This window comes from Bradyrhizobium sp. Bra78, assembly GCF_024519855.1.
GTDB lineage: Bacteria > Pseudomonadota > Alphaproteobacteria > Rhizobiales > Xanthobacteraceae > Bradyrhizobium > Bradyrhizobium japonicum_G.
Genome location: NZ_JALJRE010000012.1, coordinates 214,385 through 241,136, shown reverse-complemented (window position 1 = coordinate 241,136; position 26,752 = coordinate 214,385). Strand labels below are relative to the sequence as shown.

Annotated in this window: 26 protein-coding genes; 14 read left to right on the top strand and 12 right to left on the bottom strand. The window is 65.4% G+C overall.

Annotated features, from left to right (window positions below; translation table 11 throughout):
- Positions 1-378 precede the first annotated feature (378 nt).
- The 4 genes from OC450_RS25900 to OC450_RS25885 all read left to right on the top strand — a co-directional run bounded on the left by OC450_RS25900 (position 379) and on the right by OC450_RS25885 (position 6,209).
- Positions 379-2,658, top strand: coding sequence for a DUF1522 domain-containing protein (locus OC450_RS25900; protein ID WP_256808153.1), 2,280 nt, complete (start codon positions 379-381; stop codon positions 2,656-2,658).
- A gap of 219 nt (positions 2,659-2,877) precedes the next feature.
- Positions 2,878-5,166 (top strand): DUF1522 domain-containing protein, encoded by a 2,289-nt coding sequence (locus OC450_RS25895; protein ID WP_211385349.1) that lies wholly within the window; start codon positions 2,878-2,880, stop codon positions 5,164-5,166.
- 293 nt (positions 5,167-5,459) lie between these two features.
- The gene (gene flaF, locus OC450_RS25890; RefSeq protein WP_194481793.1) at positions 5,460-5,828 is read left to right on the top strand and encodes a flagellar biosynthesis regulator FlaF; all 369 of its coding nucleotides are present in this window, start codon (positions 5,460-5,462) and stop codon (positions 5,826-5,828) included.
- 12 nt (positions 5,829-5,840) lie between these two features.
- The gene (locus tag OC450_RS25885; protein WP_211385348.1) at positions 5,841-6,209 is read left to right on the top strand and encodes a hypothetical protein; all 369 of its coding nucleotides are present in this window, start codon (positions 5,841-5,843) and stop codon (positions 6,207-6,209) included.
- Between the two features lie 3 nt (positions 6,210-6,212).
- On the opposite strand, the gene OC450_RS25880 is transcribed toward OC450_RS25885, so the two are convergent.
- The 4 genes from OC450_RS25880 to OC450_RS25865 all read right to left on the bottom strand — a co-directional run bounded on the left by OC450_RS25880 (position 6,213) and on the right by OC450_RS25865 (position 8,728).
- The gene (locus OC450_RS25880; RefSeq protein ID WP_211385347.1) at positions 6,213-6,572 is read right to left on the bottom strand and encodes a hypothetical protein; all 360 of its coding nucleotides are present in this window, start codon (positions 6,570-6,572) and stop codon (positions 6,213-6,215) included.
- A gap of 157 nt (positions 6,573-6,729) precedes the next feature.
- The gene (locus tag OC450_RS25875; RefSeq protein WP_211385346.1) at positions 6,730-7,227 is read right to left on the bottom strand and encodes a hypothetical protein; all 498 of its coding nucleotides are present in this window, start codon (positions 7,225-7,227) and stop codon (positions 6,730-6,732) included.
- An 11-nt stretch (positions 7,228-7,238) separates the two neighbouring features.
- Complete coding sequence (gene flgJ / locus OC450_RS25870; protein ID WP_262048904.1) at positions 7,239-7,604, bottom strand: flagellar assembly peptidoglycan hydrolase FlgJ; 366 nt, start codon at positions 7,602-7,604, stop codon at positions 7,239-7,241.
- Positions 7,604-8,728, bottom strand: a complete 1,125-nt coding sequence (locus tag OC450_RS25865) for a flagellar basal body P-ring protein FlgI (RefSeq protein WP_211385344.1) — start codon at positions 8,726-8,728, stop codon at positions 7,604-7,606. Before OC450_RS25865 ends, flgJ begins: the two co-directional genes overlap by 1 nt.
- 269 nt (positions 8,729-8,997) lie before the next feature.
- Here OC450_RS25865 and OC450_RS25860 point away from each other — a divergent pair, with 269 nt between their 5' ends.
- A complete protein-coding gene (locus tag OC450_RS25860) occupies positions 8,998-9,411 on the top strand; it encodes a flagellar assembly protein FliX (RefSeq protein WP_211385343.1) in 414 nt (137 codons plus the stop codon).
- A gap of 24 nt (positions 9,412-9,435) precedes the next feature.
- Here the strand turns inward: OC450_RS25860 and OC450_RS25855 are convergent, their stop codons facing one another.
- Positions 9,436-9,807, bottom strand: a complete 372-nt coding sequence (locus tag OC450_RS25855) for a winged helix-turn-helix transcriptional regulator (RefSeq protein WP_211385342.1) — start codon at positions 9,805-9,807, stop codon at positions 9,436-9,438.
- Between the two features lie 135 nt (positions 9,808-9,942).
- On the opposite strand from OC450_RS25855, the gene OC450_RS25850 reads away from it, so the two are divergent.
- Positions 9,943-10,554, top strand: coding sequence for an NAD(P)-dependent oxidoreductase (locus OC450_RS25850; RefSeq protein ID WP_211385341.1), 612 nt, complete (start codon positions 9,943-9,945; stop codon positions 10,552-10,554).
- Positions 10,555-10,769: 215 nt separating this feature from the next.
- Positions 10,770-11,135, top strand: a complete 366-nt coding sequence (gene dksA, locus OC450_RS25845) for an RNA polymerase-binding protein DksA (protein ID WP_008554760.1) — start codon at positions 10,770-10,772, stop codon at positions 11,133-11,135.
- Between the two features lie 282 nt (positions 11,136-11,417).
- Here the strand turns inward: dksA and OC450_RS25840 are convergent, their stop codons facing one another.
- A complete protein-coding gene (locus tag OC450_RS25840) occupies positions 11,418-11,816 on the bottom strand; it encodes a winged helix-turn-helix transcriptional regulator (RefSeq protein ID WP_211385340.1) in 399 nt (132 codons plus the stop codon).
- Positions 11,817-11,905: 89 nt separating this feature from the next.
- Between OC450_RS25840 and OC450_RS25835 the strand changes: the two genes are divergently transcribed.
- Together OC450_RS25835 and OC450_RS25830 are read left to right on the top strand one after the other, a co-directional pair.
- On the top strand, positions 11,906-12,934 hold the full coding sequence (locus OC450_RS25835) for an SDR family oxidoreductase (RefSeq protein ID WP_262048903.1): 1,029 nt from the start codon (positions 11,906-11,908) through the stop codon (positions 12,932-12,934).
- An 84-nt stretch (positions 12,935-13,018) separates the two neighbouring features.
- Complete coding sequence (locus OC450_RS25830) at positions 13,019-13,798, top strand: 2-keto-4-pentenoate hydratase (protein WP_211385338.1); 780 nt, start codon at positions 13,019-13,021, stop codon at positions 13,796-13,798.
- 139 nt (positions 13,799-13,937) lie between these two features.
- On the opposite strand, the gene flgH is transcribed toward OC450_RS25830, so the two are convergent.
- Genes flgH through flgF form a run of 4 tightly spaced genes read right to left on the bottom strand, consistent with a single transcriptional unit; the run spans position 13,938 to position 17,425 of the window.
- Positions 13,938-14,705 (bottom strand): flagellar basal body L-ring protein FlgH, encoded by a 768-nt coding sequence (gene flgH, locus OC450_RS25825; RefSeq protein WP_211385337.1) that lies wholly within the window; start codon positions 14,703-14,705, stop codon positions 13,938-13,940.
- Positions 14,706-14,708: 3 nt separating this feature from the next.
- A complete protein-coding gene (flgA, locus tag OC450_RS25820) occupies positions 14,709-15,848 on the bottom strand; it encodes a flagellar basal body P-ring formation chaperone FlgA (RefSeq protein ID WP_262048902.1) in 1,140 nt (379 codons plus the stop codon).
- A gap of 10 nt (positions 15,849-15,858) precedes the next feature.
- Positions 15,859-16,647: a flagellar basal-body rod protein FlgG gene (gene flgG, locus OC450_RS25815; protein WP_211385335.1), complete on the bottom strand. Its 789-nt coding sequence runs from the start codon at positions 16,645-16,647 to the stop codon at positions 15,859-15,861.
- Positions 16,648-16,663: 16 nt separating this feature from the next.
- Entirely contained in the window at positions 16,664-17,425 is a 762-nt protein-coding gene (gene flgF, locus OC450_RS25810) for a flagellar basal-body rod protein FlgF (protein WP_211385334.1), read from the bottom strand.
- Positions 17,426-17,807: 382 nt separating this feature from the next.
- Between flgF and fliL the strand changes: the two genes are divergently transcribed.
- The 5 genes from fliL to OC450_RS25785 all read left to right on the top strand — a co-directional run bounded on the left by fliL (position 17,808) and on the right by OC450_RS25785 (position 24,614).
- Positions 17,808-18,308 (top strand): flagellar basal body-associated protein FliL, encoded by a 501-nt coding sequence (gene fliL, locus OC450_RS25805; protein ID WP_211385333.1) that lies wholly within the window; start codon positions 17,808-17,810, stop codon positions 18,306-18,308.
- 19 nt (positions 18,309-18,327) lie between these two features.
- Complete coding sequence (gene fliM, locus OC450_RS25800) at positions 18,328-19,530, top strand: flagellar motor switch protein FliM (protein WP_211385332.1); 1,203 nt, start codon at positions 18,328-18,330, stop codon at positions 19,528-19,530.
- On the top strand, positions 19,527-19,973 hold the full coding sequence (locus OC450_RS25795) for a DUF6468 domain-containing protein (RefSeq protein WP_211385331.1): 447 nt from the start codon (positions 19,527-19,529) through the stop codon (positions 19,971-19,973). Before fliM ends, OC450_RS25795 begins: the two co-directional genes overlap by 4 nt.
- A gap of 9 nt (positions 19,974-19,982) precedes the next feature.
- Positions 19,983-20,741, top strand: a complete 759-nt coding sequence (locus OC450_RS25790; RefSeq protein ID WP_211385330.1) for a MotE family protein — start codon at positions 19,983-19,985, stop codon at positions 20,739-20,741.
- Positions 20,742-20,843: 102 nt separating this feature from the next.
- Positions 20,844-24,614 (top strand): tetratricopeptide repeat protein, encoded by a 3,771-nt coding sequence (locus tag OC450_RS25785; protein ID WP_262048901.1) that lies wholly within the window; start codon positions 20,844-20,846, stop codon positions 24,612-24,614.
- Between the two features lie 91 nt (positions 24,615-24,705).
- Here the strand turns inward: OC450_RS25785 and fliP are convergent, their stop codons facing one another.
- Together fliP and OC450_RS25775 are read right to left on the bottom strand one after the other, a co-directional pair.
- Positions 24,706-25,461 carry a flagellar type III secretion system pore protein FliP gene (gene fliP, locus OC450_RS25780; RefSeq protein WP_211385328.1) on the bottom strand — a complete coding sequence of 252 codons (756 nt, stop codon included), beginning with the start codon at positions 25,459-25,461 and terminating at the stop codon, positions 24,706-24,708.
- Positions 25,458-26,432: a flagellar biosynthetic protein FliO gene (locus OC450_RS25775; RefSeq protein ID WP_262048900.1), complete on the bottom strand. Its 975-nt coding sequence runs from the start codon at positions 26,430-26,432 to the stop codon at positions 25,458-25,460. Before OC450_RS25775 ends, fliP begins: the two co-directional genes overlap by 4 nt.
- Positions 26,433-26,752 lie beyond the last annotated feature (320 nt).

Below are 26,752 nucleotides of genomic sequence, written 5' to 3'. Positions count from 1 at the left end.
CGCGCTGTCGCTGGCCAACCAGTCGCAGCAGAGCGTGCTCCAGCTGCTCCGCTAACAAGCGGCGCACATCGCTAGCAGGATAGGGCGGCGGGGCTTCGGCCCCGCCGCTTTTTTTGTCCGCCTGCAGGTATTCGGGGAGCGGAGGCGGATCGAAAAAGTAACCAGCGGTTATGGTTAATGGGGAGTAAGCGGAAAAAATCGCGAGTGATTTCAGGCTGATTGCGGCGCCAATCGACGCGTCCGACCGGCTTATGGTGAACCGGCGTTTATGCGAACCAGAGCCGTTTCACCCTTTGTTAGCCATGTCGCGGCACGCTGGCCCCGTCACTCGATCCGAAGCGATCGAACGAAGACGCGTAAGCCAGAAGGGTAAAAGTCATGTCCGGTATTGTTCTCTCTGCGTCGGTTCGCCAGAACCTGCTCTCGCTCCAGTCCACCGCCGACCTCCTCGCCACGACCCAGAACCGTCTGTCGACCGGCAAGAGCGTCAACTCGGCCCTGGACAATCCCACCAACTTCTTCACCGCACAGTCGCTCGACAACCGCGCCAGCGACATCAACAATCTGCTCGACGGTATCGCCAACGGCGTCCAGGTGCTGCAGGCTGCCAACACCGGCCTGACCTCGCTGCAGAAGCTGATCGACAGCGCCAAGTCGATCGCCAACCAGGCGCTGCAGACCACCGTCGGCTATTCCACCAAGTCCAACGTCTCCACCACGATCGCGGGTGCGACGGCGGCCGACCTGCGCGGGACGACCTCCTTTGCCAGCGCGACCGCGAGCAGCAACGTGCTGTATAACGGCACGGCCGGCGGCACGACGGCGGCGACCGGCACCACGACGCTCGGCGCCACCATCGGCTCTTTTGCAAGCACCGGCGCAACGGCCGGTGACGGCACCACCGCCCTGGCCGGCACCATCACCCTGATCGCCACCAACGGCACGACCGCGACCGGCCTGCTCGGCAACGCCCAGCCTGCCGACGGCGACACGCTGACCGTCAACGGCAAGACCATCACCTTCCGTACGGGCTCTGCTCCGGCATCGACCGCAGTTGCGTCCGGCTCGGGCGTCAGCGGCAACCTCGTCACCGACGGCAACGGCAACACCACCGTGTATCTCGGCACCGCGGGCACCCCGGCTGCGAACGTCAACGATCTCTTGACCGCAATCGATCTTGCCAGCGGCGTCAAGACGGTGTCCATCAGTGCGGGCGCTGCGACGATCGCCACGAGCGTCGGCCAGACCGCTTCGACCGCTGCTGGTGGCGCCGTCACGCTGAAGAGCTCGACGGGTGCGGATCTGAGCGTCACCGGCAAGGCCGACCTGCTCAAGGCTCTCGCCCTGACGACGTCCACGGGTGCAGGCAATGCCACCGTCAACGTCGAACGGACCACGAGCGCGGCCTCGCTGGGTGCGACGATCGCCGACGGCTCGACGCTGAACGTCGACGGTCACGTCATCACCTTCAAGAACGCGCCGATCCCGGGATCGACCGGTGCTCCGAGCGTTCCGAGCGGTTACGGTGCAAGCGGTAACGTCCTCACCGACGGCAACGGCAACTCGACCGTCTATCTGCAGGCCGGCACGGTTGCCGACGTGCTGAAGGCGATCGACCTTGCCACCGGCGTGCAGACCGCGACGATCAACGCCAACGGCACTGCGACGCTTGCGACCGCCACCGGTCAGTCGAACTCGACAATCAACACGTCCGGCCAGCTCAAACTTTCGACCGGCATCAACGCCGATCTGTCGATCACCGGCACCGGCAATGCGCTGAATGTATTCGGCCTCGCGGGCAATACCGGCAACGCGACCGCGTTCACCGCGGCCCGCACTTCGGGCATCGGCGGCATTGCCGGCAAGACCTTGACCTTCTCCTCCTTCAATGGCGGCACGGCCGTCAACGTCACCTTTGGCGACGGCACCAACGGGACGATCAAGACGCTCGATCAGCTCAACACCAAGCTTCAGGCCAACAACCTGGCTGCAACGATCGACGCCAATGGCCTGCTGACCATCACCGCGTCCAACGACTACGCGTCTTCGACGCTCGGCTCGACGACCGCCGGCGGTGCGATCGGCGGTACGCTCACCTCGGCGCTCACGTTCTCGACGGCTTCCAACCCCGTCCAGGATGGCGTTGCGCAGACGGCCCGCGCGAACCTGGTGTCCCAGTACAACAACATCCTGAACCAGATCGACACGACCTCGCAGGACTCCTCGTTCAACGGCGTCAACCTCTTGAACGGCGACCAGCTCAAGCTGGTGTTCGACGAGACCGGCAAGTCGAGCCTGAACATCACCGGCGTCACCTACAACTCCAAGGGTCTCGGCCTCGCCTCGCTGACTGTCGGCGTCGACTTCATCGACAACGCTGCCGCCAACAGGGTGCTGACCAACCTGAACGCCGCCTCGAGCACGCTGCGCTCGGAGGCCTCGAGCCTCGGCTCGAACCTCTCGGTGGTGCAGATCCGTCAGGACTTCAACAAGAACCTGATCAACGTGCTGCAGACCGGTTCGTCCAACCTGACCCTGGCCGACACCAACGTCGAGGCGGCGAACAGCCAGGCACTGTCGACCCGGCAGTCGATCGCGGTCTCCGCGCTGTCGCTGGCCAACCAGTCGCAGCAGAGCGTGCTTCAGCTGCTCCGCTAATAAGAAGCTGAAACTACTGAATAAATCCGAGCGGCGGGGCCATTTGCCCCGCCGCTCTTTTTGTGTCCGGAGGCGGGCAGGGGCTTTCACCGGCCATTAACCCTATCCCTTAAACCGGCGTTAACCATACTTTAAAGGACAGCCTCTAAGACTGGACAAAAGCCCGCTTTCCAGACCCGCGCGGCCGATTCGTATCCGGTTCAAGAGGAAGACTCGCCAATGTCCAACATCGTTCTCTCGGCGTCAGTTCGCCAGAACCTGTTGTCGCTGCAGTCGACGGCCGACTTGCTGGCCACGACGCAGGAACGGCTGTCGACCGGCAAAAAGGTCAACACGGCGCTCGACAACCCCACCAACTTCTTCACGGCGCAGGGGCTGGACAACCGGGCGAGCGACATCAGCAACCTGCTCGACGGCATCAACAACGGTGTGCAGGTGCTCCAGGCCGCCAACACCGGCATCACCTCGTTGCAGAAGCTGATCGACAGCGCGAAATCGATCGCCAACCAGGCGCTGCAGACCACGGTCGGCTATTCCACCAAGTCGAACGTCTCCACCACGATTCCCGGTGCGACGCCCGCCGATTTGCGCGGCACGACCTCCTATGCGAGCGCGACCGCCAACAGCAACGTGCTCTACACCGGCGCACCCGGTGGCGTGACTCCGGTGACCGGAACTGCCGCGCTCGGCGCCTCGCTGGGCTCGAATGCAGGCACCTTTACCGGTACGGCAGTGACCGCTGCCGACGGCACCACCGCATTGTCCGGCACTGCCACGCTGCTCGGTACCACGACATCGGCCACCTTCAGCACGCCGCCCGCGGACGGCGACACCATCACGGTCAACGGCAAGACCATCACCTTCCGCACCGGCATCGCTCCGACCACGCAGCCGACCGGCTGGGGCCTCGACGCCAGCGGACACATCGCCACCGACGGCAACGGCAATTCGATCGTCTATGAGGGAACGGCGGCTGCCCCCGGGGCGACCGTCAACGACGTCCTCAGCGCGATCGACCTCGCCAGCGGCGTCAAAACCGCGACGATCAGTGCGGGGGCGGCGACAATCGCGGTCAGCGGTGCGGCCGGTCCCGTCGGCACGCTTCAGGTGGCATCGTCCATCACGGCGGGCGCAGTTACGCTGAAGAGCTCGACCGGCGCCGATCTGAGCGTGACGGGCAAGGCAGACTTCCTCAACAAGCTCGGTCTGACCGCAGCGACCGGCGCGGGCAATGCGAGCGTGACCGCAAACCGGTCGACGACCGCCGGCTCGCTCGGCTCTCTCGTTCAGGACGGCTCGACGCTGAACATCGACGGCCATACCATCACCTTCAAGAACGCCCAGACGCCCCAGTCGGCGGCCAGCGTGACGTCGGGTGGTGTCAACGGCAATATCGTCACCGACGGCAACGGCAATTCGACCGTCTATATCCAGAGCGCGACGCTGACCGACCTGCTCAACTCGATCGACCTTGCTACCGGCGTCAAGACCGCCAGCATCTTCAATGGTGCGGCTACCCTCTCGACCACGTCCGGCCAGATCCCGTCGTCGGTCAACAGCAGCGGCCAGCTTGCGCTCTCCACCGGCGTCAACGCCGATCTCTCGATCACCGGCACCGGCAATGCCCTCAACGCATTCGGCCTCAGCGGCAACACGGGGACGGCGACAGCCTTCACCGCGGCGCGCACCTCCGGTGTTGGCGGCGTCAGCGGCAAGACACTGACCTTCACCTCCTTCAATGGCGGAACGCCGGTGAACGTCACCTTCGGCGACGGCACCAACGGCACCGTCAAGACGCTGGACCAGCTCAACGCGCAGCTTCAGGCGAACCACCTGACCGCGACGATCGACGCCAATGGCGTGCTGACGGTGACCACCGTGAACGAATACGCCTCCTCGACGCTCGGTTCGACGACCGCCGGCGGCACGGTCGGCGGCACCATCACCGGTGTTCTGGCCTTCACCACGGCGCAGCCGCCGGTCCAGGATCCGGTCGCGCAGACCGCGCGCTCGAACCTCGTCAACCAGTTCAACAACATCCTGGCGCAGATCGACACGACGTCGCAGGACTCGTCCTTCAACGGCGTCAACCTGCTCAACGGCGACACGCTGAAGCTCGTCTTCAACGAAACCGGCAGCTCCACGCTCGGCATCAACGGCGTGGTGTTCAACGCGGCCGGCCTCGGCCTCAGCAACCTCGTCAACGGCGTCGACTTCATCGACAACGGCGCGACCAACAGGGTGCTGACCAGCCTGAACGCGGCCTCGAGCACGCTGCGCTCGGAAGGTTCGGCGCTCGGTTCGAACCTCTCGATCGTGCAGGTACGTCAGGATTTCTCCAAGAACCTGATCAATGTTCTGCAGACCGGCTCGTCCAACCTGACGCTCGCCGACACCAACGAGGAAGCGGCCAACAGCCAGGCGCTGTCGACCCGACAGTCGATCGCGGTGTCAGCGCTGTCGCTGGCCAACCAGTCGCAGCAGAGCGTGCTGCAGCTGCTCCGCTAATCTCGCGGCGCAAGATCGCTACTCGAGACAACGCGGCGGGGCTAACGCTCCGCCGTTCTTTTTACTGAGATCGCTAAGGCAGGATTAGCTGAGATTGATGTACGTCACGCGAGACGTGTTTACAGCGTGCGCATGCGCATCTAGCTTCGCGTCGACGAAGAACTCCGTAACCCGTAATAATCCGGAGTGCTTCCAAGCACACACGTAAGCAAATCTTAAGCGGTGCTGCCTAGGGTCGGGAAAGAAATCCTTAAGCGCGTTCAACGGGCTAGGTAACCTCCAAGGTGTGATTGATGTCGAATTCCGCTGCCTCGGCCTACGCGCGTGTTGCAACGACCACCGCATCTCCTCGCGACATCGAGGCGCAGACCCTGCTCAAGGCCGCGAACAAGCTCCAGGACGCGGTGAACAACGCCGACCCCTTCAGCGAGCAGACCACGCAGGCCCTGATGTTCAATCGCAAGCTCTGGACGATCTTCCTGAGCGAGGCCATGCGCGACAACAATCCGCAGCCGCTCGACGTCCGGCAGAAGATCGCCAACATCAGCGTGTTCGTGCTGAGCCAGACCGCCGCGCTGCAGATGAGCCCGCAGTTCGATCACTTCCGTCCGCTGATCGAGATCAACCGCAATATCGCCGCCGGCCTGTCCGGCCGTCCGTGATGGAAGCCCGTCATGGCCGACATCATGAGCATCCTGTCGACCGCGTATAAGTCGAACGTGCTGTCGAGCACCTCGGGCTCGTCGAAATACGTCGCAGTGGATTCCACGCTCTATCAGGGCAGCTGGAGCGGCAAATATCCCGACGGCAAGTCGTTTTCCCTCAACGTCTCGCAGGTCGACGGATTTCGCGCGCAGATCCACTATCAGAGCGCCGATACCTCGCAGTATCAGCAGGTGCTGATCAAGGACGGCTCGTTCCGCTTCGGCAACACCAAGTTCACGCTGACGGATATCGGGAAGGCGCAGGTCAAGAACGTCGTCACCGATCCCGCGACCGGCTCGACCTATCTCGATACGGCCGTCGCGACGCTCGACGCCTGACGGTCAGGCGCTGCGGTCCGTGTTGAGCGGACGCGAGGGCTGCGACTTCAGATCTTCTGCATGGAAATAGGCCCGCCGGCGCAGCATCGCTTCGTCGGGGAACTGGTTGACCACCGCGTCGGTCCTGTCGTTGACCACCTGGAAGACGAAAGACGCGGCCGCCTGGTCGAACACGACCTGGCGTGAGACGTTCTCGTTGCGCTGGAAATCATTGCGCGCAGGCGCGCTCGCCTCACCGGCGGCCACTGTCTGGCTCACCGGCAAATCAGTTTGCACGGCCTCGTTCGCCGCCGCATTCGACGTCGTCACGATCTGCACGGGGGCCGGTATCCCCACCGGCCTGATGCTGAAATCTGTACTCATGGCAGCCTCCTGGTTGCCTCACGTGAGTCAAATCCCAACCCCTCTCAATACGCAACCATGGAACACCAGGATTGAAGACCCGGTAAGGAAACGTGCCTAACCGCGCGGCGATATTGCCGCGCGGTTTTTCGTAAAATTGTCGATTTTTCCTGCGCGCTCAGAGCGAGCGGCTGACCGCGAGCGGCGTGATGTGGCGCGGGCCCGGAGCGGCGCGGCGCCCTGAAGCCGTGTAGGTGTTCGGCACGTTGCGCTTCTGGATCTCGGCATTGACGCCGCGCACGACGCTCTCCGAGACCGCGTGAGCGGTTGCGAGCACGGTGAGGTTGACCTGGAGCATCGCGCGGAACGCATCGTGGTGCCTATGCAGCGTCGCGAGCAGTTCGGGCGCGGATTTCGCAAGCTGGGGCTGGTTCGCCTTCAGCTGGCTGACGGCGCCGACATAGTTGCGCGACATCTCCTGCTTCTTGCTCTCGAAGGCCATCGCCTCGCGGACCTTGCCGGCGCGCACGAGCTCGGTCTCGCGCTCGATCAGGCCGAGCAGGGCGTTCATCGCGTCCATCAGGTCTTCGGCGAGCTTGCGCGCCTCGGCGCTGCCGGGCGCGGTGTTCGGGCGATGGGCTGGCATCGGCTGACGCGAGGCGCTGAAATGGTTCATTTCGTTTGACCTTATGCCCTGCGGATCGTTTTCGCCTGCTGCGTGATGAGGGTGCGATAGACTTCGGTGGCGATGCCGACGCCGCCGGCGTTGGCGAAGTTCTTGGAATATTGCTCGGTCAGCATCGAGCGCCACACGCCGGTGCCCGGCGTGTCGCCGAACGGGCCTTCGCCCTTCAGGCCCGAGGTCATCTGCGAGAACATGCTGTTGAGGAACATCGCCTCGAAATCGGTGGCGGTCTTCTGCGCCTTGGCCTGCTGCTTCGGCGAGACCTTTTGGAGTGCGGCGGCGAGCTCGAAGTCGGGGCGGCCGTTGCGGCTCTCCACCGAGAAGGCCGAGCTGACGACGTGCGGGGTGTTGATCATGCCTGTCTGCATCACATCACCTCGATGTCGGCTTCGATCGCGCCGGCGGCCTTGATCGCCTGGAGGATGCTGATGAGGTCGCGCGGGCCGATGCCGAGCCCGTTGAGGCCGTCGACGAGCTGCTGGAGCGAGACGCCGTCCTTGACCAAGGCCAGCTTCTTGCCGTCCTCGGTGACGGTGACGCTGCTGCGCGGCGCGACCACGGTGCGGCCCCGCGACAGCGGGTTGGGCTGGCTGACCTGGGGGCTCTCGGAGATCGTGACGGTGAGGTTTCCTTGCGCGACCGCGACGGTCGCGACGCGGACGTCGCGGCCCATCACGATGATGCCGCTCCGTTCGTCGATGATGATCTTGGCGGCGAGATCGGGATCGACCTGGAGCTGCTCGATCTCGGTGAGGAAGGCGACGACGTTGCCCTTGAACTCCGGCGGGATCGATAGCTGCACCGTCGAGGGATCGATCGGCTCGGCGCTCTTGACACCGAGATAGTCGTTGATCGCCGCCGCGATGCGCTTGGCGGTGGTGAAGTCGGCATTGCGCAGCGCCAGGCGCACGTTCGGCAGCCGGTTGAGCGCGAATTCGATCTCGCGCTCGATGATGGCACCGTTGGCGATGCGCCCCACGGTCGGAACGCCGCGCACGATCTTGGCTGCCTCGCCTTCGGCCTGAAATCCGGAGATCGCGAGTGAGCCCTGCGCCACCGCGTAGACGTTGCCGTCGGCGCCAAGCAGCGGGGTCACGAGCAGGGTACCGCCCTGGAGGTTCTTGGCGTCGCCGAGCGCGGACACGGTGACGTCCATGCGCGTGCCCTGGGTGGCGAAGGCCGGCAGATTGCCCGTGACCATCACGGCGGCGACGTTGCCGGTGCGGATGGTGGCGCCGCGGATGTTGACGCCCATGCGCTCGAGCATCGCTTGCAGCGACTGCTTGGTGAAGGGGATGTTGTTGAGGGTGTCGCCGGTGCCGTTGAGGCCGACGACGAGGCCGTAGCCGATGAGCTGGTTCTGCCGCACGCCTTCGATGTTGGCGAGATCCTTGATGCGCGAGGTCGCAGCCGCGGGCGCGACCGACAGCGCCAGCGCTGACAGCGCGGCGCAGGCCACCCCAACAATCCTCACCCAACGAACGCCTGGCATCCTCTGCTCCCCGAGGCTCCTCAAATCTCGGACCAATCCCGACACCCCCATGACGAGCTGGTCCGACGCTTTCCTTGCGAGGGCTGTGCCAACGCGGGGCAGGGGAGTTAGGCGGTTGAATAGGTTGAATAAATCTGTTTCGACCGGTGTCAGCAGACGTTCGCCGTGAGGAGCGAAACTGCCGCCTGTCGGCAGATTTTGCCGGGCTGTTTACGGGCCGTTAACCATAAGACGGCGAATGTGGCGCATCGATCACCCGGATTGCTGCGATGCGCATCTACGGACCGAACGGCACCACGCTTGGAACGCCGGCCAGCCAGGCCAGGCGGACGAGCTCCGGCACCTTCGTGCTGCCCGACGCCGCCTCGGCGCAGGAGACGCGGGGCGCTGCCGCGCCGAAGGCCGCCGCCAACATCGACGGGCTGCTCGCGCTGCAAGGCATCGAGGAAGATCCGGTCGAGCGTCGCAAGCGTTCGGTCGCGCGCGGCAAGACCGCGCTCGACGTGCTCGACGATCTCAAGATGAGCCTGCTTTCCGGCAAGCTGGATGGGTCGACCGTGATGCGGCTGCGTGACGCTGCGGCGAACCTGAAATCGTCCTCCGGAGACCCCGGTCTCGATTCCGTGCTGTCCGAGATCGAGCTGCGCGTCGAGGTCGAGCTGGCGAAGGCCGGTCAGGCCTAATCGTTATCCGTCGCTCCGCGCAGCCTAAGCTGCTTCATCCTTCTGCTGCCCGTCGTAGCGGCGCTGGGCGGCGAGCACGTCCTTCAGGTTCCGCTCGGCCCAATCGCGCAGCGGATCGACCGCGGCGGCGAGCGTTATGCCAAGCTGCGTGATCGAATATTCCACCGTCACTGGCACGGTCGCGATGGCGTGGCGCTTGATCAATCCGTCGCGTTCGAGCGACTTGAGAACCTGGCTCAGCATCTTCTGCGAAATGCCTTCAATCGTGCGCCGCAACTGATTGAACCGCATCGGCTCCTCGCGCAGCAGCAGCAAGATCAGCACCGCCCATTTGTCGCCGACGCGGTCGAGGATCTGTCGGGTCGGGCAATTCGCTGCGTAGACGTCTGGCTTCATCGTCGGGTCCTCACGATCCTTTGTCGCCGCCGGTCACTCCTGCGTAATCAGGTAAGCACAAAGTGCTCTCTTAACACCAGCATTCTTTGCGATATCTAGTCACCGACAGTTACCACAGAAGCAAAGGAGCCTTCCATGAAAATCGCAATCGCCGGCGCATCGGGCCGGGCCGGGTCGGAGATCACCAAGGAACTGTCCAGCCGCGGCCATGCGGTCACGGCCATCGCGCGCAACCCCGAGAAGATCGCGGCGCTGCCGAATGTCACTCCCACCAAGGGGGATGTACTCGATCAGGCCGGCCTCGCGAAGCTGTGGGCCGGGCATGACGTCGCCGTGAGTTCCGTGCACTTCCTCGCCAGCGACGCGCTCAAGCTGATCGGTGCGGCGAAGGAGTCCAGGATCGGTCGCTACCTCGTCGTCGGTGGGGCTGGCAGCCTCGAGGTCGCTCCGGGGGTAAAGTTGGTCACAACTCCCGGTTTTCCCACCCAATACAAGGCTGAGGCCGAGGCCGGTTCGGCCTTTCTCGATCTGTTGCGGCAGGAAAAGGGCCTGAACTGGACCTTCATCTCGCCATCCGCCTTGTTCGTCGAGGGGGAACGGACCGGCAAGTTCCGGCTCGGGACTGACCAGCTTCTCGCAGATGCGAGCGGGAAGAGCTGGATCAGCTTCGCCGACTACGCCATTGCCCTTGCCGACGAGATCGAGCGGCCGGCCCATTTGAGGCAGCGTTTCACGGTCGGCTACTGAGTTCTCGGCCGCTCCCGGGCCCTTGCGGATAAACCTTCCTGTGCAAGGGTTTGGGGGCGGTAACCGAGCGATTAAGGAAATATTGTCTGTCACAGGAGGCCGCTATATAAGGCCCCGCTCAGCGGACCCCGGTCCGTGTGCGAGTCGTTGCTTAGACAGATAGGCCGCCCTTGGAAAAGTTGAAAAACTACCGACCGACCGAAAAAGAGCCTTTCATGAACGACCGGCAGAAGGAGTACTTCCGTTTGAAGCTCCTTGCCTGGAAGGATGAGATCCTCAAAGAGTCCAAGCTCACCCTGCAAGCCTTGCAGGAGGAGAACGTGAACCACCCCGATCTCGCCGATCGGGCATCGTCCGAAACCGACCGCGCGATCGAACTCCGCGCCCGCGACCGCCAGCGCAAGTTGATCGCCAAGATCGACGCCGCGCTCCAGCGCATCGAGGACAACACCTACGGCTATTGCGAGGACACCGGCGAGCCGATCTCTTTGAAGCGGCTCGAGGCCCGGCCCATCGCGACGCTCTCGGTGGAAGCGCAGGAGCGCCACGAGAAACGCGAGAAGGTCTATCGCGACGAATAGAGTCCGGGCCGCAGCGATGCGGCTCTTTGTTTTTGGACCCAAGGTGCCGCTTCGCGCCGTGACCAGCATGTTGCCTGTCGCTTGCCGCCGCGCGCTTCGACGCGCGGCAGCAATCGCGAAAAGTGAATCGTGATCAATGGGCTAGACTCAACTCCTCCGAGCTCACGTGAGTTCGGATGAGAAACAGCCTTCACTTCAGGTGCGGGAGGTTTTGCGAGTCGCATCAACGAGATCGTCCCGGATGCTGACACACTGATGCAGCGGCTTCACACGTCGCTGCAATCAGGCTTCATGCGACGCTGCAAGGCGTGCATCCCCATAAAGCCTAGACCAGCTCAATATTTCCTTAAACGCCGGCAGCAGGCCGTAAGCCGCATCCGTCAGCTCGTACTCAACCCGCAACGGCTTCTCCGCGAAGGCGGTTCGCGACACCAATCCATCCTGCTCGAGCTCGCGCAGTTGTGTGGTCAGCATGTGCTGGGTGATGCCGCCGATCGATCGGCGCAAGGCACCGAACCGGACCGCGCCGTTCATCAGCGCGAACAGGATCTCCAGCTTCCATTTGCCGCCGAGGGCACGGATGGCCCGCTTGAAGTCGGCGAGCAGGGCAGGGTCGGGGCTGCAATCACAGTCGCCCTCGCAAGTGCTGGTCAGGTTTTCCATACCGGTCTCGAAATCCATTCTACTTGTTCCCTCGGGAAATAGTGGCCAGATGCGGCCTTGAGCAGGGGCAGAACCAATCGCCGGCCTGCCCAAGAGGGGAATTGGCAATGAGCACCGTTCTGGTCACCGGCGGATCCGGCTTCGTCGGCGTCCATGTCGTCCTGCAGCTTCTCGCCGCCGGCCATGATGTGCGGACGACTGTGCGTCGGCCGGACCGGCAAGCCGATGTGCTGGCGATGCTGCGCGAAGGCGGGGCGGTCGCACCCGATGGTCTGTCCTTCTTCACCGCCGACCTCACGGCAGACGAGGGCTGGCGCGAGGCGGTCGCCGGCTGTGACTACGTGCTCCACGTCGCCTCGCCGCTGTCGACCATTGTCCCCAAGGACGAGAACGAGATGATCATCCCGGCCCGCGACGGCACGCTGCGGGTGCTGCGCGCCGCGCGCGAGGCCGGCGTCAGGCGGGTCGTCATCACCTCGTCGCTGGGCGCGATCGGCTACGGCTATCCGCCGCGCGAAAAACCGTTCGACGAGACCGACTGGACCAATCTCGACGGCGCCGACGTGCAGCCCTACGTCAAATCCAAGACGCTGGCCGAGCAGGCGGCCTGGGATTTCGTCGCGCGCGAGGGCGCAGGCCTCGAGCTGTCGGTCGTCAATCCCGCCGGCATTTTCGGTCCCGTGCTCGGGCCGGACTTCTCCGGCTCGATCGAGATCGTCAAATCGCTGCTCGACGGCGCCATGCCGGCGGTGCCGCGGGTCTATTTCGGCGTCGTCGACGTGCGCGACGTCGCCGACCTCCATTTGCGGGCGATGACGGCGCCGCAGGCGAAGGGCGAGCGGTTCATCGCGGTCTCCGGCGAGACGATGTCGATCCTCGACATCGTCAGGGTGTTGCGGCGGGAACTCGGGCCGGCCGCACGCCGGGTTCCGCGGCTCCAGGCGCCGGACTGGCTGGTGCGGCTGGCTGCGAACCGGATTGCGCTGTTGCGGGCGGTCGTGCCCATGCTCGGCAGGGTGCGCCGCTCCACCAGTGCCAAGGCGAGGTCGCTGCTGGGCTGGCAGGCCCGTTCCAACGACGCGGCCATCCTCGCGACGGCCGAGAGCCTGATCCGGCTCGGCCTCGTCAAGGCGTGAGCGCACACGCCGGCCGCGCTTGTCACGCCCCGGCGGGGATGCTGAAGTGCCTCCCTCGATTGTAATGCGTGGGAGGCGGCGCCGATGGACAACATTCTCGAAGCCGCAAAGGCGATCGCGCTGGCGCGCCGCAACCATGCGCCGCTTGCAGCGCTGGACCGTCCGCCCGCCGACGAAGCCGAGGGCTACCAGGTCCAGCGCGCGCTGCATGATCTCTTGCTGAAGAATTTCGGCCCGCTGGTCGGCTACAAGATCGGCTGCACCAGCCGGGTGATGCAGGACTATATCGGCATCCCGCACCCCTGCGGCGGCGGCGTGTTCCAAAAGGGCGTGCACGACAGCGGCGTCAAGCTCGCCGCCTCCAACTACGTCCGCGTCGGCGTCGAATGCGAGATCGGGGTGCGGCTCAAGCGCGACCTCGCCGCCGGCGAGGCGCCGTTCACGGCCGAATGGGTCGGCGAGGCGGTCGAGGCCTATCATCCCGCGATCGAGATCGTCGACGACCGCTACGTGAAATGGGAGACGATGGGCGCGCCGACGCTGATCGCCGACGACTTCTTCGCCGCCGGCTGCGTGCTGGGGCCGTCCGTACAGCGCTCGTCGGTGCCGGACCTGAAATCGGTCAAGGGCCGCGCCATCGTCAACGGCGAGGAGGTCAGCCACGGCACCGGCGCCGACGTGCTCGGCCATCCCCACAACGCCCTCGCCTGGCTCGCCAACCACCTCGCCGCCGAAGGCAAGGGTCTTCACGCGGGCCAGCTCGTGCTCACTGGAAGCCTGGTCAAGACGCTGTGGCTGAAGGCAGGCGACAACGTCCGGATGGAGCTGGACGGGCTGGGCGTGGTGGAGGCGGAGTTCACGTGAGCTCTCTCCGTCGTCTTTGCGAGCGCAACGCGCGCCAGAAAATACATGCGGCCCTCGCCAGGGGAGCTAGCGAGGGCCGCGTCGTACATCGTCGTCCGCGCCTAGGTTCGCGAACACGATGTGGGAGCTCGGGAGAAGGCTAGAAGGGCAGCAGCACGTCCATGACTTGCTGGCCGTAGCGCGGTTGCTGCACGTCCATGATCTGGCCGCGGCCGCCATAGGCGATGCGGGCCTGCGCGATCTTGGTGGAATCGATGGTGTTGTCGCTCTGGATGTCTTCGGGGCGGACGATGCCGGCGACGACGAGTTCGCGGATCTCGTAGTTGACGCGGATCTCCTGCTTGCCTTCGACCACGAGGTTGCCGTTCGGCAGCACCTGGGTGACGACCGCGGCGACGTTGGTCTGCAACGCTTCCTGGCGGTTGACCGAGCCCTTGCCGTCGCTGGAGGCGGTGGAGTCGGCGGTGAGGATACGGCCGGGCAGCACCTTCTGCGCCTGCGCGCCGAGGGTCTTGGCGCCGATGAAGTCGGTGATGCCGGAATCTTCCGAATTGGTGCGGCTGCGCTGGGTCTCGTTGGAGAGGTTGGCCTTGTCGGTGATGTTCACGGTCACGGTGAGGAGATCGCCGATCTGGTGGGCGCGCTGGTCCTTGAAGAAGGCGCGGCTGCCGTTGCGCCACAACGAGTTCGGATTGTAGGAGGCGACTTCCGGCTTCGGCATCGGCATCTGCACCGGCTTGTAGCCGGGCTGCGCCGTCGGATTGTCGATCGACGACAGCTTCGGTTGCTCACCGATCTGCGACAGGCGGTCGATCGAGGAACAGCCGCTCGCCAGCGCGCAAATTGCCAGGAGCAGGGCAGAGATCGCGATGCGGCGAGGACGAAAAGCCGAACTGAAACTGGACATGACTTACTCTGACTTGGCTGGAGCTTGCGAGACGCGAACTTGCGGGATCTGGGCTTGGGCGATCTGGGCCGCAGACGCGGGGGCCTGGACCAGGTTCCGGACGAGGGCCGCAGTGTCGATGGGGGCGGGCGCTTCGTCGCGCTTGAGCGAGGAAGTCTGCTCGACCGCAGCCGGCATCGGCGCGGACTGGCTGGCCCCCTGGACCGTGATCTGGCCGCGGGCGGTGACGGTGCCGCTTAAGGTGCGCTTGGTCTGCAGGTTGAGCACGCTGATGGTGTCGCCCTCGGCGCCGCTCTCTAGCGCCTTGCCGCGGGTGGTGAGATAGATCCCGGGGACCTGGTAGATCACGGTGACGCTCTGGTCGCGCTGCACGAAGTCGGGCTTGACGATGTCGGCGACGCGGATCGGCGTTCCCGCCCGCATCGGCCGGCGGAGCTGCATGCCGAGCGTGCGATCGCGCGAGGCGGCCTCGCCGGTGACCTCGGCCTTCGGCCGGCGCTCCACGGCAACGTCGGAGGACTTCAGGAGATCGGCGCGGTCGATGTCGCGCGTCAGCACGGCCACTTCCACCGTCTCGATGGCGGTGCCGCTGAAGCGCAGCTTGGTCGCCGCCTGATTGTTGTCGTTGTTGATCTCGAAGGCGATGTCGAAACGGCCGCTGCGGGCGTCATAGCGGGTTGCGACCGGCAGGAGCGCGCCGGTGTTGGAGGCGTCCAGCCGTATGTCGGCAATGCCGCGGTCGAACGTGACCGTGATGTTGGCGGCGGCGCCAAAGCCGAAGCGGTGCTCGAGCGCCGAAGCGACCGCGTTTTCGAGGTCCTTGTTGGCGAGCGTGCGGGCGAGACGGGTGACCTGGACCTCCTTGATGTCGCCGGTCATCACGCCGATCACCTGCTTGGCACGGAGCACGCTCAGGACCTGGGCGACCGACAGCGCACCGGTGGTGCCGAGATCGGGCGAGCGGTAGACCGGGATCAGGGCGGCGGAGCCGGCATTGTCGATGAGATCGCCGACCCGAACCACGTCCGAGGTCACGGTGATGCTCGCGCGCAGCGTCGGCGTTGCGATGAAATCGTCGGCGGCCCGTGCGGGCAGTGCCAGCGCGAGCAGGGCCGAGATCGTGGCGAGGGTGGTGCGGATCATTGCCATCACCTCAGCGGAACAGCGCCGTGGTCGATTGCATCATCTGGTCGGCGGCGCTGATCACCTTGGCGTTCATCTCGTAGGCGCGCTGGGCCGCGATCAGGTCGCTCATCTCCGAGACGACGTCGACATTGGCCTGCTCGAGGCTGCCCTGGGTGATGTTGCCGTAACCTTCGGCGGTCGCGGTGCCGTCCTGGGGCGGGCCGGAGGAGGGCGTCTCGGTGAATTGATTGTTGCCGACCGGCTGCAGGCCGGCCTTGTTGATGAAGCGGGTCAGGCCGATCTGGCCCTGGATGGTCGAGGTCGACGAGCCCGGCAGCGTCACCGAGACCTGGCCCTGCACGTTGACGGTCAGGCCCGAAGCGTTGTTCGGGATCGTGATCGTCGGCTGCACCGGGTTGCCCTGCGCGGTGACGACGCGGCCCTGATTGTCCATCTGGAAGGTGCCGTCGCGGGTGTACTGGTAGCTGCCGTCGGGCATCAGGATCTTGAAGAAGCCTTCGCCCGAGACCGCGAGGTCGAGATCGTTGCCGGTCTGCGACAGCGTGCCTTGCGTCATGCTGCGCGGCGTGCCGACGGTCTTGACGCCGCCGCCGATGTCGACGCCGACCGGCAGGATAGTGCCCTGGTCGGACGACTGGGCGCCGACGCGGCGCACGTGTTCGTAGATCAGGTCCTGGAACGAGGCGGTCTGCTTCTTGAAGCCGGTGGTGCGCAGGTTGGCGATGTTGTTGGAGATCACCTGAACGTTGAGTTCCTGTGCCGCCATTCCGGTCGCTGCGGTGTGAAGCGCCTGCATGTCAGTTCTCCCTCAATCAGGCCGGAACATCGGCGAGTTTCTCGATCGCCGATTTGTGGAGGTCACTCTGCTGCTGGAGCAGGTTGGCGATGGCGGTGTAGCTGCGCATGACTTCGACCATGCGGCTCATCTCGCCGACCGAGTTCACGTTCGACTTCTCGACGTAGCCCTGCTGCACGGTGGACTTGGTGTCGGTCTGCTGGGTCGCGGAGCCGGCGGCATAGAGATTGGCGCCGAGCTTGGTCAGCCTGGCCGGATCGTCGAACGACACCATGCGGATCTTGCCGCGGATCGAGTCGGTCTTGGCCGTGCCTTCGAGCACCGTGACGGAGCCGTCCGGAGCGACGTTGATGTCGTGGTCGGTCGGCTGGAAGGTGATCGGGCCGGCGGTGCCGAGCACGAGGTTGCCGTCGGAGGTGACGAGCTGGCCGGTGCTGTTGAGCGAGAATTTGCCGTCGCGGGTGTAGCGCTCGCCGCCATTGGCCTGCACCGCGAAATAGGCGTCGCCACTGATCGCCATGTCGAGCGGATTCTTGGTCGGCTCCATCGGTCCCTGGCCGACGTCGCGGAAGGTGCCGCGGTCCTGCACATAGGAGACCCGGCGGTCGGAGCCGACGAAATTGTCCTCGTGCGCGTTCGAGTTGAGGTACTCCTCGAACAGCGAATGGTCGGCCTTGAAGCCATTGGTATTGGCATTGGCGACGTTGTTGGCGATGACATCCATCTGCCGCTCCAACGTCATCTGCCGTGACAGGCCGATCAGAAGCGCGTTCTGCATCGGAAATCTCCCCTGAGTGGGATCTGCCGCCTCGCTCTCCCAAGCGCCTTGGCGGACCCCGTGAACGAGACCTCGGGTTCTCCCAAACCTTGGGTCTCGGCCCTTTCTCAGCGAAAGTCGTGCCAGTCTGGAAAGTTACGTTATTTCAATGTCTTGTTGATTTTTCGAGGGCGAAAGCAGGCGGCAGAAAGGGTCTGTTAGCCATGTTTGCCCGGCAGATTTTTCCTAGCGGAGGCCCAATCGAAAGGTTCCGTTAACCATTATTACCGTAGCGTTTGCAGGCAAGAGGAGCGCACTGCGCTGGGGCATTTGTATCGCGTCATTGTCTGCCAGGAGGCTTCGCTCTTTCGATCCCTTTGAGAAATGAACGAGCGCGGCGACCATGGCAGAGAATGAAGCGGAAGGCGGCGCAGGCGCCGAAGGCGCGGAAGCCGCTCCGCCGAAGAACAAGCTCAAGCTCATCATCATGGCCGTCGGTCTGCTCGCCGTCCTCGGCGGCGGTGCCGCGACCTGGTTCTTCTTCTTCCGTCACGGCGACGACGAGCATCACGCCGAAGCGGCGCCTCCGCCGAAGCCGCCGGCCTTCGTCGACGTTCCCGACATCATGGTCAACCTCGCCGGCGCGCCGGGCGAGCGCGTGCAATATCTCAAGCTCAAGATCGTGCTGGAGCTGAAGGAAGAGAAGCAGATCGAGGCGATCAAGCCGACGATGCCGCGCATCACCGACATCTTCCAGACCTATGTGCGCGAGCTGCGCTCCTCCGACCTCAACGGCTCCGCCGGCGTCTTCCGCCTCAAGGAAGAGCTGACCAAGCGCGTCAACGCGGCGGTGGCGCCGGTCCAGGTCAGCGCGGTGCTGTTCAAGGAAGTCGTGATCCAGTGAGCATGACGGGCTAGGGATCATGGCAGGCACCGACCAACCAGACCAGGATGCAATTGCCGCCCAGTGGGAGGCCTCGCTCGATTCCGAGGATCCCGCCGAGGCCGCGAAGGCTGCTGCCGAAAACGAACTCTCCGAGACCATGGCCCTGCAATGGGCGGCCATGGTCGAGGACGGCAGCCGCGATCTCGGCGCCGGCAAGAATTCCGGCGAACGGGTGCTGTCGCAGGAGGAGATCGACAATCTCCTCGGCTTCACGGTCGGCGACGTCACGCTGGACGACCATTCCGGCATTCGCGCCATCATCGATTCGGCGATGGTCTCCTACGAGCGTCTGCCGATGCTCGAAATCGTCTTCGACCGCCTGGTGCGGTTGCTGACGACCAGCTTGCGCAATTTCACCTCCGACAACGTCGAAGTCTCGCTCGACCGCATCACCTCGGTGCGCTTCGGCGACTACATGAACTCGATCCCGCTACCGGCCGTGCTCTCGGTGTTCAAGGCCGAGGAGTGGGAAAACTTCGGCATGGCGGTGGTCGATTCCAGCCTGATCTACTCGATGATCGACGTGCTGCTCGGCGGGCGCCGCGGCGCGAGCCAGCTTCGCATCGAGGGCCGGCCCTACACCACGATCGAGACCGAGCTGGTCAAGCGGCTGGTCGAGGTCGTTCTGGCCGACGCCGAGCAGGCGTTCCGGCCGCTCTCGCCGGTGACCTTCACGATCGACCGGCTCGAGACCAACCCGCGTTTCGCCGCGATCAGCCGTCCTGCCAACGCCGCGATCCTGGTGCGCCTGCGCATCGACATGGAAGATCGCGGCGGCAATATCGAGCTGCTGCTGCCTTACGCGACCATCGAGCCGATCCGGGGCGTCCTGCTCCAGATGTTCATGGGCGAAAAATTCGGCCGCGACACGATCTGGGAGGGCCATTTCGCCACCGAGATCAACCAGGCCGAGATCGCGGTCGATGCCGTGCTCTACGAGGCCGAGATCCCGCTCAAGCAGCTGATGCGGCTCAAGGTCGGCGACACGCTGCCGCTCGACATGCGCGCGGACGCCAACGTGACCGTGCGCTGCGGCGACGTCACGCTGACCGAGGGACGGATGGGCCGGGTCGGCGACCGCGTCGCCATCCGCGTGACGAAACCCTTGCGCAAGCCAAGTACGACACTTGCGATGTTCGAGAAGGTGGACGAGCAGAACAAGATGATGGAGGCCCCATGAACCACTCCCTGGGAATGGCGATCGAGACGCTGGTGGCTATCCTGCTGATGCTGACGATCTTCTACTGCGTCATGCTCAACAAGCGGCTGACGCGGCTGAAGGCGGACGAGCATTCGCTGAAGGCCGTCATCGGCGAGCTGATCACCGCGACCGAGATCGCCGAGCGCGCGATCGGCGGGCTGAAGCTCGCCGTGCGCGACGTCAACGAGAACCTCGGCAGCCAGCTCGCGGCGGCGACGCAGATGTCCGACCAGCTCTACAAGCAGCTCGGCGAAGCCGACAACGTGGTGCGGCGCCTGTCCAAGATCGCGATCGCCGCGCGCCCCGCGACGGACCCGGAAGCGGTCGCCGCGCCCGCGGCCAAGCCTTCGTCGGCGAAGGCGGTGGCGGCTGCGGCCGAAGCCTTCTCCGAGCGCCGACGATCCAACGGTCTTGCCGCATAAAGTCAGGGTATGAAGTCCTTTCGTAACATTCGTGTCATTCCGGTCGTGCTGGTTGCCGTCGCGGGTCTTGCCACGCTGAAGGTCGCGGGCCTCGTGATCAATGGCGGCTATGTTTTCGACTACAAGCCGAGCCAGATCAAGAAATCCTGGGCGCAGGAAAACCTGAACTTCCCGACCGGGCACGAAGATCCCGATATCACGGGCTCGACCCATGGCGCGCCGAAGGAGGCGCCGAAGCCGGCCGCACCCGAATCCAAGCCCGAAGGCACCGTGGTCAAGGTGGAGGAAGCCCAGCCGCAGGTCTCGGCCTCCGAGCGCGCCATCCTGGAACGCCTGCAGTCGCGCCGCCAGGAGATCGAGGCCCGCCAGCGCGAGATCGACATCCGCGAGAGCCTGTTGAAATCCGCCGAGAAGCGCATCGAAAACAAGGTCGAGGAGATGAAGGCGGTGGAAACCCGCATCTCCGCGACCCAGGCCGAGCAGAAGGCCGCCGAGGCCCAGCGCATGAAGGGCCTCGTGACCATGTATGAGGGCATGAAGCCCAAGGATGCCGCGCGGGTGTTCGACCGTCTGGAGATGGGCGTGCTGATCGAGATCGCCTCGCAGATCGCGCCGCGAAAGATGTCGGACATCATGGGGCTGATGTCGCCGGAGGCTGCCGAGCGGCTGACGGTCGAAATGGCCCGCCGGGCCAATGGCGGCGACCAGTCCGCCTCGGCCAGCGACCTGCCCAAGATCGACGGCAAGCCGACCCAAAAGCCGAATTGAGGGCTCATACTTAAGAAGCCCTTAATTGGCAAAACCTACAATCGACGGCACGGGCCGGCGTCAGTGCCGGCATGGACCGTCGAACCGGAAGAAATGCCGCCAATGGCGCAAGAGGCTGCCGCTGGATTTGTGTCGCGAGCCCGCGCCCTGGCGCGGGGGCTGTCGCGTCATGTCCGGAGCGCGCCGCTGCTTGCGGCCTGCCTGCTGATCGGCTTCGGTGCGCCTGCCCGGGCAGCCGATTCCATCCGGGGTGAGGCGAGTTTCTCGGCCAGCGGCGGCTTTGCCCGGCTGGTGATCAAGCTCGGCGAGGATGTGCCTTCCGAGGTGACGACGGCCGGCTCCATCCTCATCATCCGCTTCGACCGGCCGGTCGATGTTCCCGTCGACCGCGTTCCGGAAGGTGCGCCCGATTACGTCAACTCCGCCCGCCGCGATCCCGACGGGGGCGCCATCCGCCTGTCGCTGGCGCGGCGCGTCACCGTCAACACCATGAATGCCGGCGAGCGCACCTTCATCGACCTCTTGCCGGAGGGCTGGAAGGGGTCGCCGCCGAGCCTGCCCATGGACGTGGTCAAGGAACTTGCCGAGCGCGCGCGTGTCGCCGAACGCGCGCTGCGCGCCCAGCGCGCCGCGGCCGAGAGCAAGAAACGTCCGCAGATCCGCGTGCGCGCCTCGGTGCAGCCGACCTTCGTCCGCTTCGTGTTCGAGATGCCCGACGGCGTCGGCGTCTCCTCCGTGCTCAACGAGCAGAAGCTCACGCTCGCCTTCAACGCCAATCTCAATTTCGACCTGGCCGACGCCGTCGTCGCGGCGCCGCCGAATGTCGCCTCGATCAAGCAGAAGGCGGACATCGACCAGACGAGTGTCGAGATCGCGCTGATCGGCGATTCCGACGTGCACTCCTTCCGCGACGAGAAGAACTACGTCGTCGACGTCGCCTTCCAGCCGGACAAGGGCAAAATGGCCGCGACGCCCGAGGCGGTGATCGCGCAGGCCAAGCCTGCCGCTCACGGACCGGCGCCTGCGCCTGAAAAGCCGGCGGCCGAGAAGCCGAAGGACGCCCATAGCGAGATCGTGCCGCCGACGTCGGAGACGATCGCGCGTGAAGCCAAGGTCGAAGCGAAGCCCGAGATAAAGCCGGAAGCGCCCGCTGCGATGCCGTCCGTTGAAGCGCCGAAGCCGGCGCCCGCTCCGGCGGCCGAGGCCGCGCCCGCTGCGGAAGCGCCCAAGGAAGTCCTAAAGGAAGCCGCGAAGCCTGCAGAGGCCGCCGCGCCGATGGCTCCCGTCAAGCCGATGAATCCTGCCGTGGTCGAAGCGCCCAAAGAGGCCGCGAAGGAAGCCACGCCGGAACCGGTCAGGGAAGCCGCCAAGGAGGCCACCAAGGAAGCCACCAAGGCGCCAGCCGAGGCTCCGGCCAGGCCGAAGCCGATCGTGGCCAGCGTCGATGCGCGCCGCGACAGCGACGGCCTGCGCGTGACGTTCCCGCTTCAGGTCTCAACCCCTGCGGCGGCGTTCCGCCGCGGCGACACCATCTGGCTGGTGTTCGACTCGCCGAAGCCGATCGACGTCGAGGCGATCCGCACCAAGGGCGGGGCAATGATCGGCGAGGTCGGCCGCATCCCGCTGGACAAGGGACAGGCGGTGCGCATCCGTCTTACCCGGCCGCTGGTCTACTCGCTGACGAGCGAGGAGGTTGGCAAGGAGACCAACTGGCTCCTCACGCTCGCCGACAAGATCCAGGCGACGCCGCTGCCGCTGATGATGTCGCGCAACATCACCGACCCCGCGCTCGCCAACATCGCGATCCCCTTCGCCAATCCGGGCCTTCTGCACAAGCTCACCGATCCCGACGCCGGCGACACGCTCTATGTCGTCACAGGGCAGCGGCCGGTCCGCGGCTTCATCAAGCGGCAGGACCTCGTCGATCTCGCGCTGCTGGAATCCGCGCATGGCATCGCGATCCGGCCGAACTCCGACGAAATCGGTGTCGAGGTCGGTGCCGACAAGGTAATCCTGGGCAAGAAGGGCGGGCTGACGCTGTCGCCGGTCGACATCTCGGCCGAGCGCGCCCCGACCGCAGTGCGGCCGATCTTCAGCCCCGAAGGCTGGCGCAAGGGCCAGTCGGAAAACTTCATCGCGCGCCAGAGCGAGCTGATCACGGCAATTTCCAACGTCGAGCCGGGGCTGCGTTCGCTGCCGCGGCTCGACCTTGCGCAATTCTACATGTCGCGCGCCATGTATCACGAGGCCAAGGCCGTGACCGAACTGATGCTGAGCGATCCCCTCAACAAGGAGGAGAGCAGTGCGCTGATCATGCATGCGATCGCGAGCATCCTGGTCGGCCGGCCGGCGCAGGGCCTGAAGGACCTCGCCAATCCCGTGATCGGCAACAGCCACGATTCCCAGCTCTGGAAGGCACTCGCCTATGCGCGCCAGGGCAAATGGGCGGACGCGCGCGAGAAGTTCAAGAACGTCGAATTCGCCATCGCCTCGCTGCCGCTCGATATCCAGCGCATCGTGACGATGGAGGCGATGCGCGCTTCGCTCGAGGTGAAGGACTACGCCGGCGCCTCCAAGCGCCGCAGCGAGCTCGAGGTGGTCGGCGTCTCGCCCGAGGCCGGGCCCGGCTTCGCCGTGCTGCGTGGCAGGCTTGCCGAGGCGCTCGGCCACGACAAGGACGCGCTCGACGACTACAAGTTCGCGGTCGCCTCGAGCGACCGGCCGGCTGCGGCCGAGGCCAAGCAGCTGGAGGTCGCACTGCGGCAGAAGCGCGACGAAATCAGCAAGGAAGACGCGCTGCGCGAGCTCGAGACGCTGTCGATGACCTGGCGCGGCGACTCGATCGAGGTCAAGACGCTCCAGATGCTGTCGCAGATGTATGCCGAGAACGGGCGCTACCGCGACGCGCTCGCCGCGGCGCGTACCGCGACAAGGCTGCAGCCGAACGCCGAGGCCTCGCGCCAGGCACAGGACCTCGCCTCCGACCTGTTCGCCCAGATATTCCTGGGGCCCAAGGGCGACGAGCTGCCGCCGGTCGAAGCGCTCGGCATGTTCTACGAGTTTCGCGAGTTGACGCCGATCGGCCGCCGCGGCGACGAGCTGATCCGCCGTCTCGCCGACCGTCTCGCCTCGATCGACCTGCTCGACCAGGCCGCCGAGCTCCTGCAGTATCAGGTTGACCACCGCCTCGAAGGCGCAGCGCGGGCGCAGGTGGCTGCGCGCCTCTCCATGATCTATCTCGCCAACCGCAGACCCGACATGGCGATCACGGCGCTGCGCGCGAGCCGCATCAGCGACCTCTCCGGCGAGCTCAGGCAGCAGCGCCTGCTTCTGGAAGCCCGCGCGCAGAGCGACGTCGGCCGCCACGATCTGGCGCTCGACATCGTCTCCAACGTCTCGGGGCGCGAGGTGCTGCGCCTGCGTTCCGACATCTTCTGGGCGGCGCGGCGCTGGCGCGAATCCGCCGAGCAGATCGAGCTCTATTACGGCGACCGTTTCCGCGACTTCAAGCCGCTCAACGCGGTGGAGAAGAGCGACATCATCCGCGCCGCCGTCGGCTATGCGCTGGCCGACGACTCGATCGGCCTGTCGCGCTTCCGCGAGAAATACGCGCCGCTGATGAGCGAGAGCGCCGATCGGCTCGCCTTCGACATCGCGAGCAAGCCGACCGGAGCCTCCAGCGCCGAATTCGCCGATATCGCCAAGCTGGCTGCCAGCGTCGACACGCTCGACGGCTTCCTGCGCGAGATGAAGCAGCGTTTCCCCGACGCCAGCGCCCGCGCGCCGGCCTCGCCGCAGGCCAAGGACGAAGCCGACCACACCGGCTCGCTGCCCACGATCCCCGCCGTGCGGCAGATCAAGATGACTCGATAGGAATCCTGCTGCCTCTGGGCCCCCCAGAGTGCTTCGGCGGCGGCAGTCTGGAGTGCTTCGTCGCCAGCGCCTCGCAATGATGGGGAGAGTGCTACCCCCCGTAACTCTGCACCAGACTCCCCGCCACCAGCGACCAGCCGTCGACCAGCACGAAGAAAATCAGCTTGAACGGCAGCGAGATCGTTGCCGGTGGCAGCATCATCATGCCCATCGACATCAGCACCGAAGCGACGACGAGGTCGATGATGAGGAAGGGGAGGAACAGGAGAAAGCCGATCTCGAAGGCGCGTTTCAGTTCGGAGATCATGAAGGCGGGAACGAGGATGCGAAGTGCGAGCTCGTCCGGGGTCGCGGGAGGCGGGTCGCCGGACAGATCCAGGAACAGCTTGAGGTCCTTCTCGCGCACGTTCTTCTGCATGAAGCCGCGCAAGGGGACGGAAGCGCGCTGGAGCGCGTCTTCGACGCCAAGCTGGTTGGCGACGAGCGGACGGATGCCTTCGTCGTAGGATTTTTGCAGGACCGGTCCCATCACGAAGAAGGTGAGGAACATCGCCAGCGCGATGATCACCGAATTCGGCGGGGCGGTCGCCGTGCCCATCGCGGTGCGCAGCAGCGACAGCACGACCACGATGCGCGTGAACGACGTCATCATGATCAGGATCGACGGCGCGATCGACAGCACCGTGAGCAGCGCGATCAGCTGGATCGCGCGCTCGGTGACGCCGCCGCCGCCCTGACCGCCGAGATTGATGCTGATGTCCTGCGCATGCGCCGGCATCGCGAGCGAAGCCGCGCCGATCAGGACAGAAAGAAAAAGTACTCTACGCGGGAGGGCCGGCAGCCTCACGAAGACGGCTTCGGACGGCCGAGCAGCGAGGCCATCTCGTCTTCGAGATTTTCAAAGCTGGTCTTTTCCGCGGCCGGCTTTGCGGGCGGCGCCGGCGGTGCCGGCGGCTCGCTGCGGGCCACGCGCGGAGGGCCGGCTGGCGGCTCCGGCGCGACCGGAGGGGCAACCGTCTCGCTGGCGGGGCGGCGCAGCGCAGCTTCGAGCCGCTGCGCCATCTCGGCGAGATTCTGCTCGGCGTTCGACGGTGCCTGAGCGGGCGCCGGGGGCGGAACGGGCGGAGCCTGTGGCACGGGCGGCGGAGGAGGTGGCGCGGCTGCGCGCTCGGCGCGCACCGGCGGTACTTTCACCGGCTCGCTCTGGCGTGGCGGGCGCGGCATCAGCGGCGGCTCGCTGCGGGCGACGCGCGGCGGAATTGGTTCGGGACGCAGCTCGCGCTCGGGGCGCGGTGCGATCGGATCGGGCGGAAAGCCGGCGAATGGCGGCTCGCTGCGACGTTCGGCCAAAGCGGGAGCGGGCCGGCGCACTTCTTCGGCGAACGACGGGCGCGCGGGCCGTTGGGGCGGCTCCGGCATTTGCGGCTCGGGATGATCGAGCAGCTCGGGACGCGGCGCTTCGTCGGCCCAACCGCCGGCGTCGGGCATGGGGGCGAGGCGCGGCGGTTCGGCGGCATTGGAACGCTGCGGGAGCTGGTCGCGGCCGGGCGCTGCGCGCACGATGTTCGGCTCGACGACGATGTCGGTGGGGCCGCCGATCATCAGGAGATGCTCGACATTGTCACGCCGGACCAGCACCAGGCGGCGCCGGCCGTCGACCGCGGCGGCATCGATCACGGCGAGCCGGGGCATCCTGCCGCGCTGGGTGTTGGCGCCGAGCCGGCTGGTGGCGAATCGGCGAACCAGCCATGCAGCGACGCCGATCAACGCCAGAACGACGATGAATGCGACGATGAAGGTGATAGGGCTGCCTTGCATACTTGTCCCCGACAAATGGCGCTTTTCTCGTGCCTATGGTCGGGCGTCCCAACCACCGGCATACGATGCCCCAAAACTGCGATCTCTTAACGTCCCACGGCAAGTTTTGCCGTCCCCAACTCTTAATAACCCATGAATCGCTCGATCCAAAACGACTTCTTGGCCTGTGCACGTGCCCCCAAGCGGTTGGGTTAATGCCACTTTTGAAGGCGTAGAATCACGGGGCGCGCATTCTTGTCCCGGCGGGGGACATGTGCCTGTAGCATCCTTAACCAGCTGTTAACCATACACGCGGCAAATTCTGCCTAGCTTCGGACATG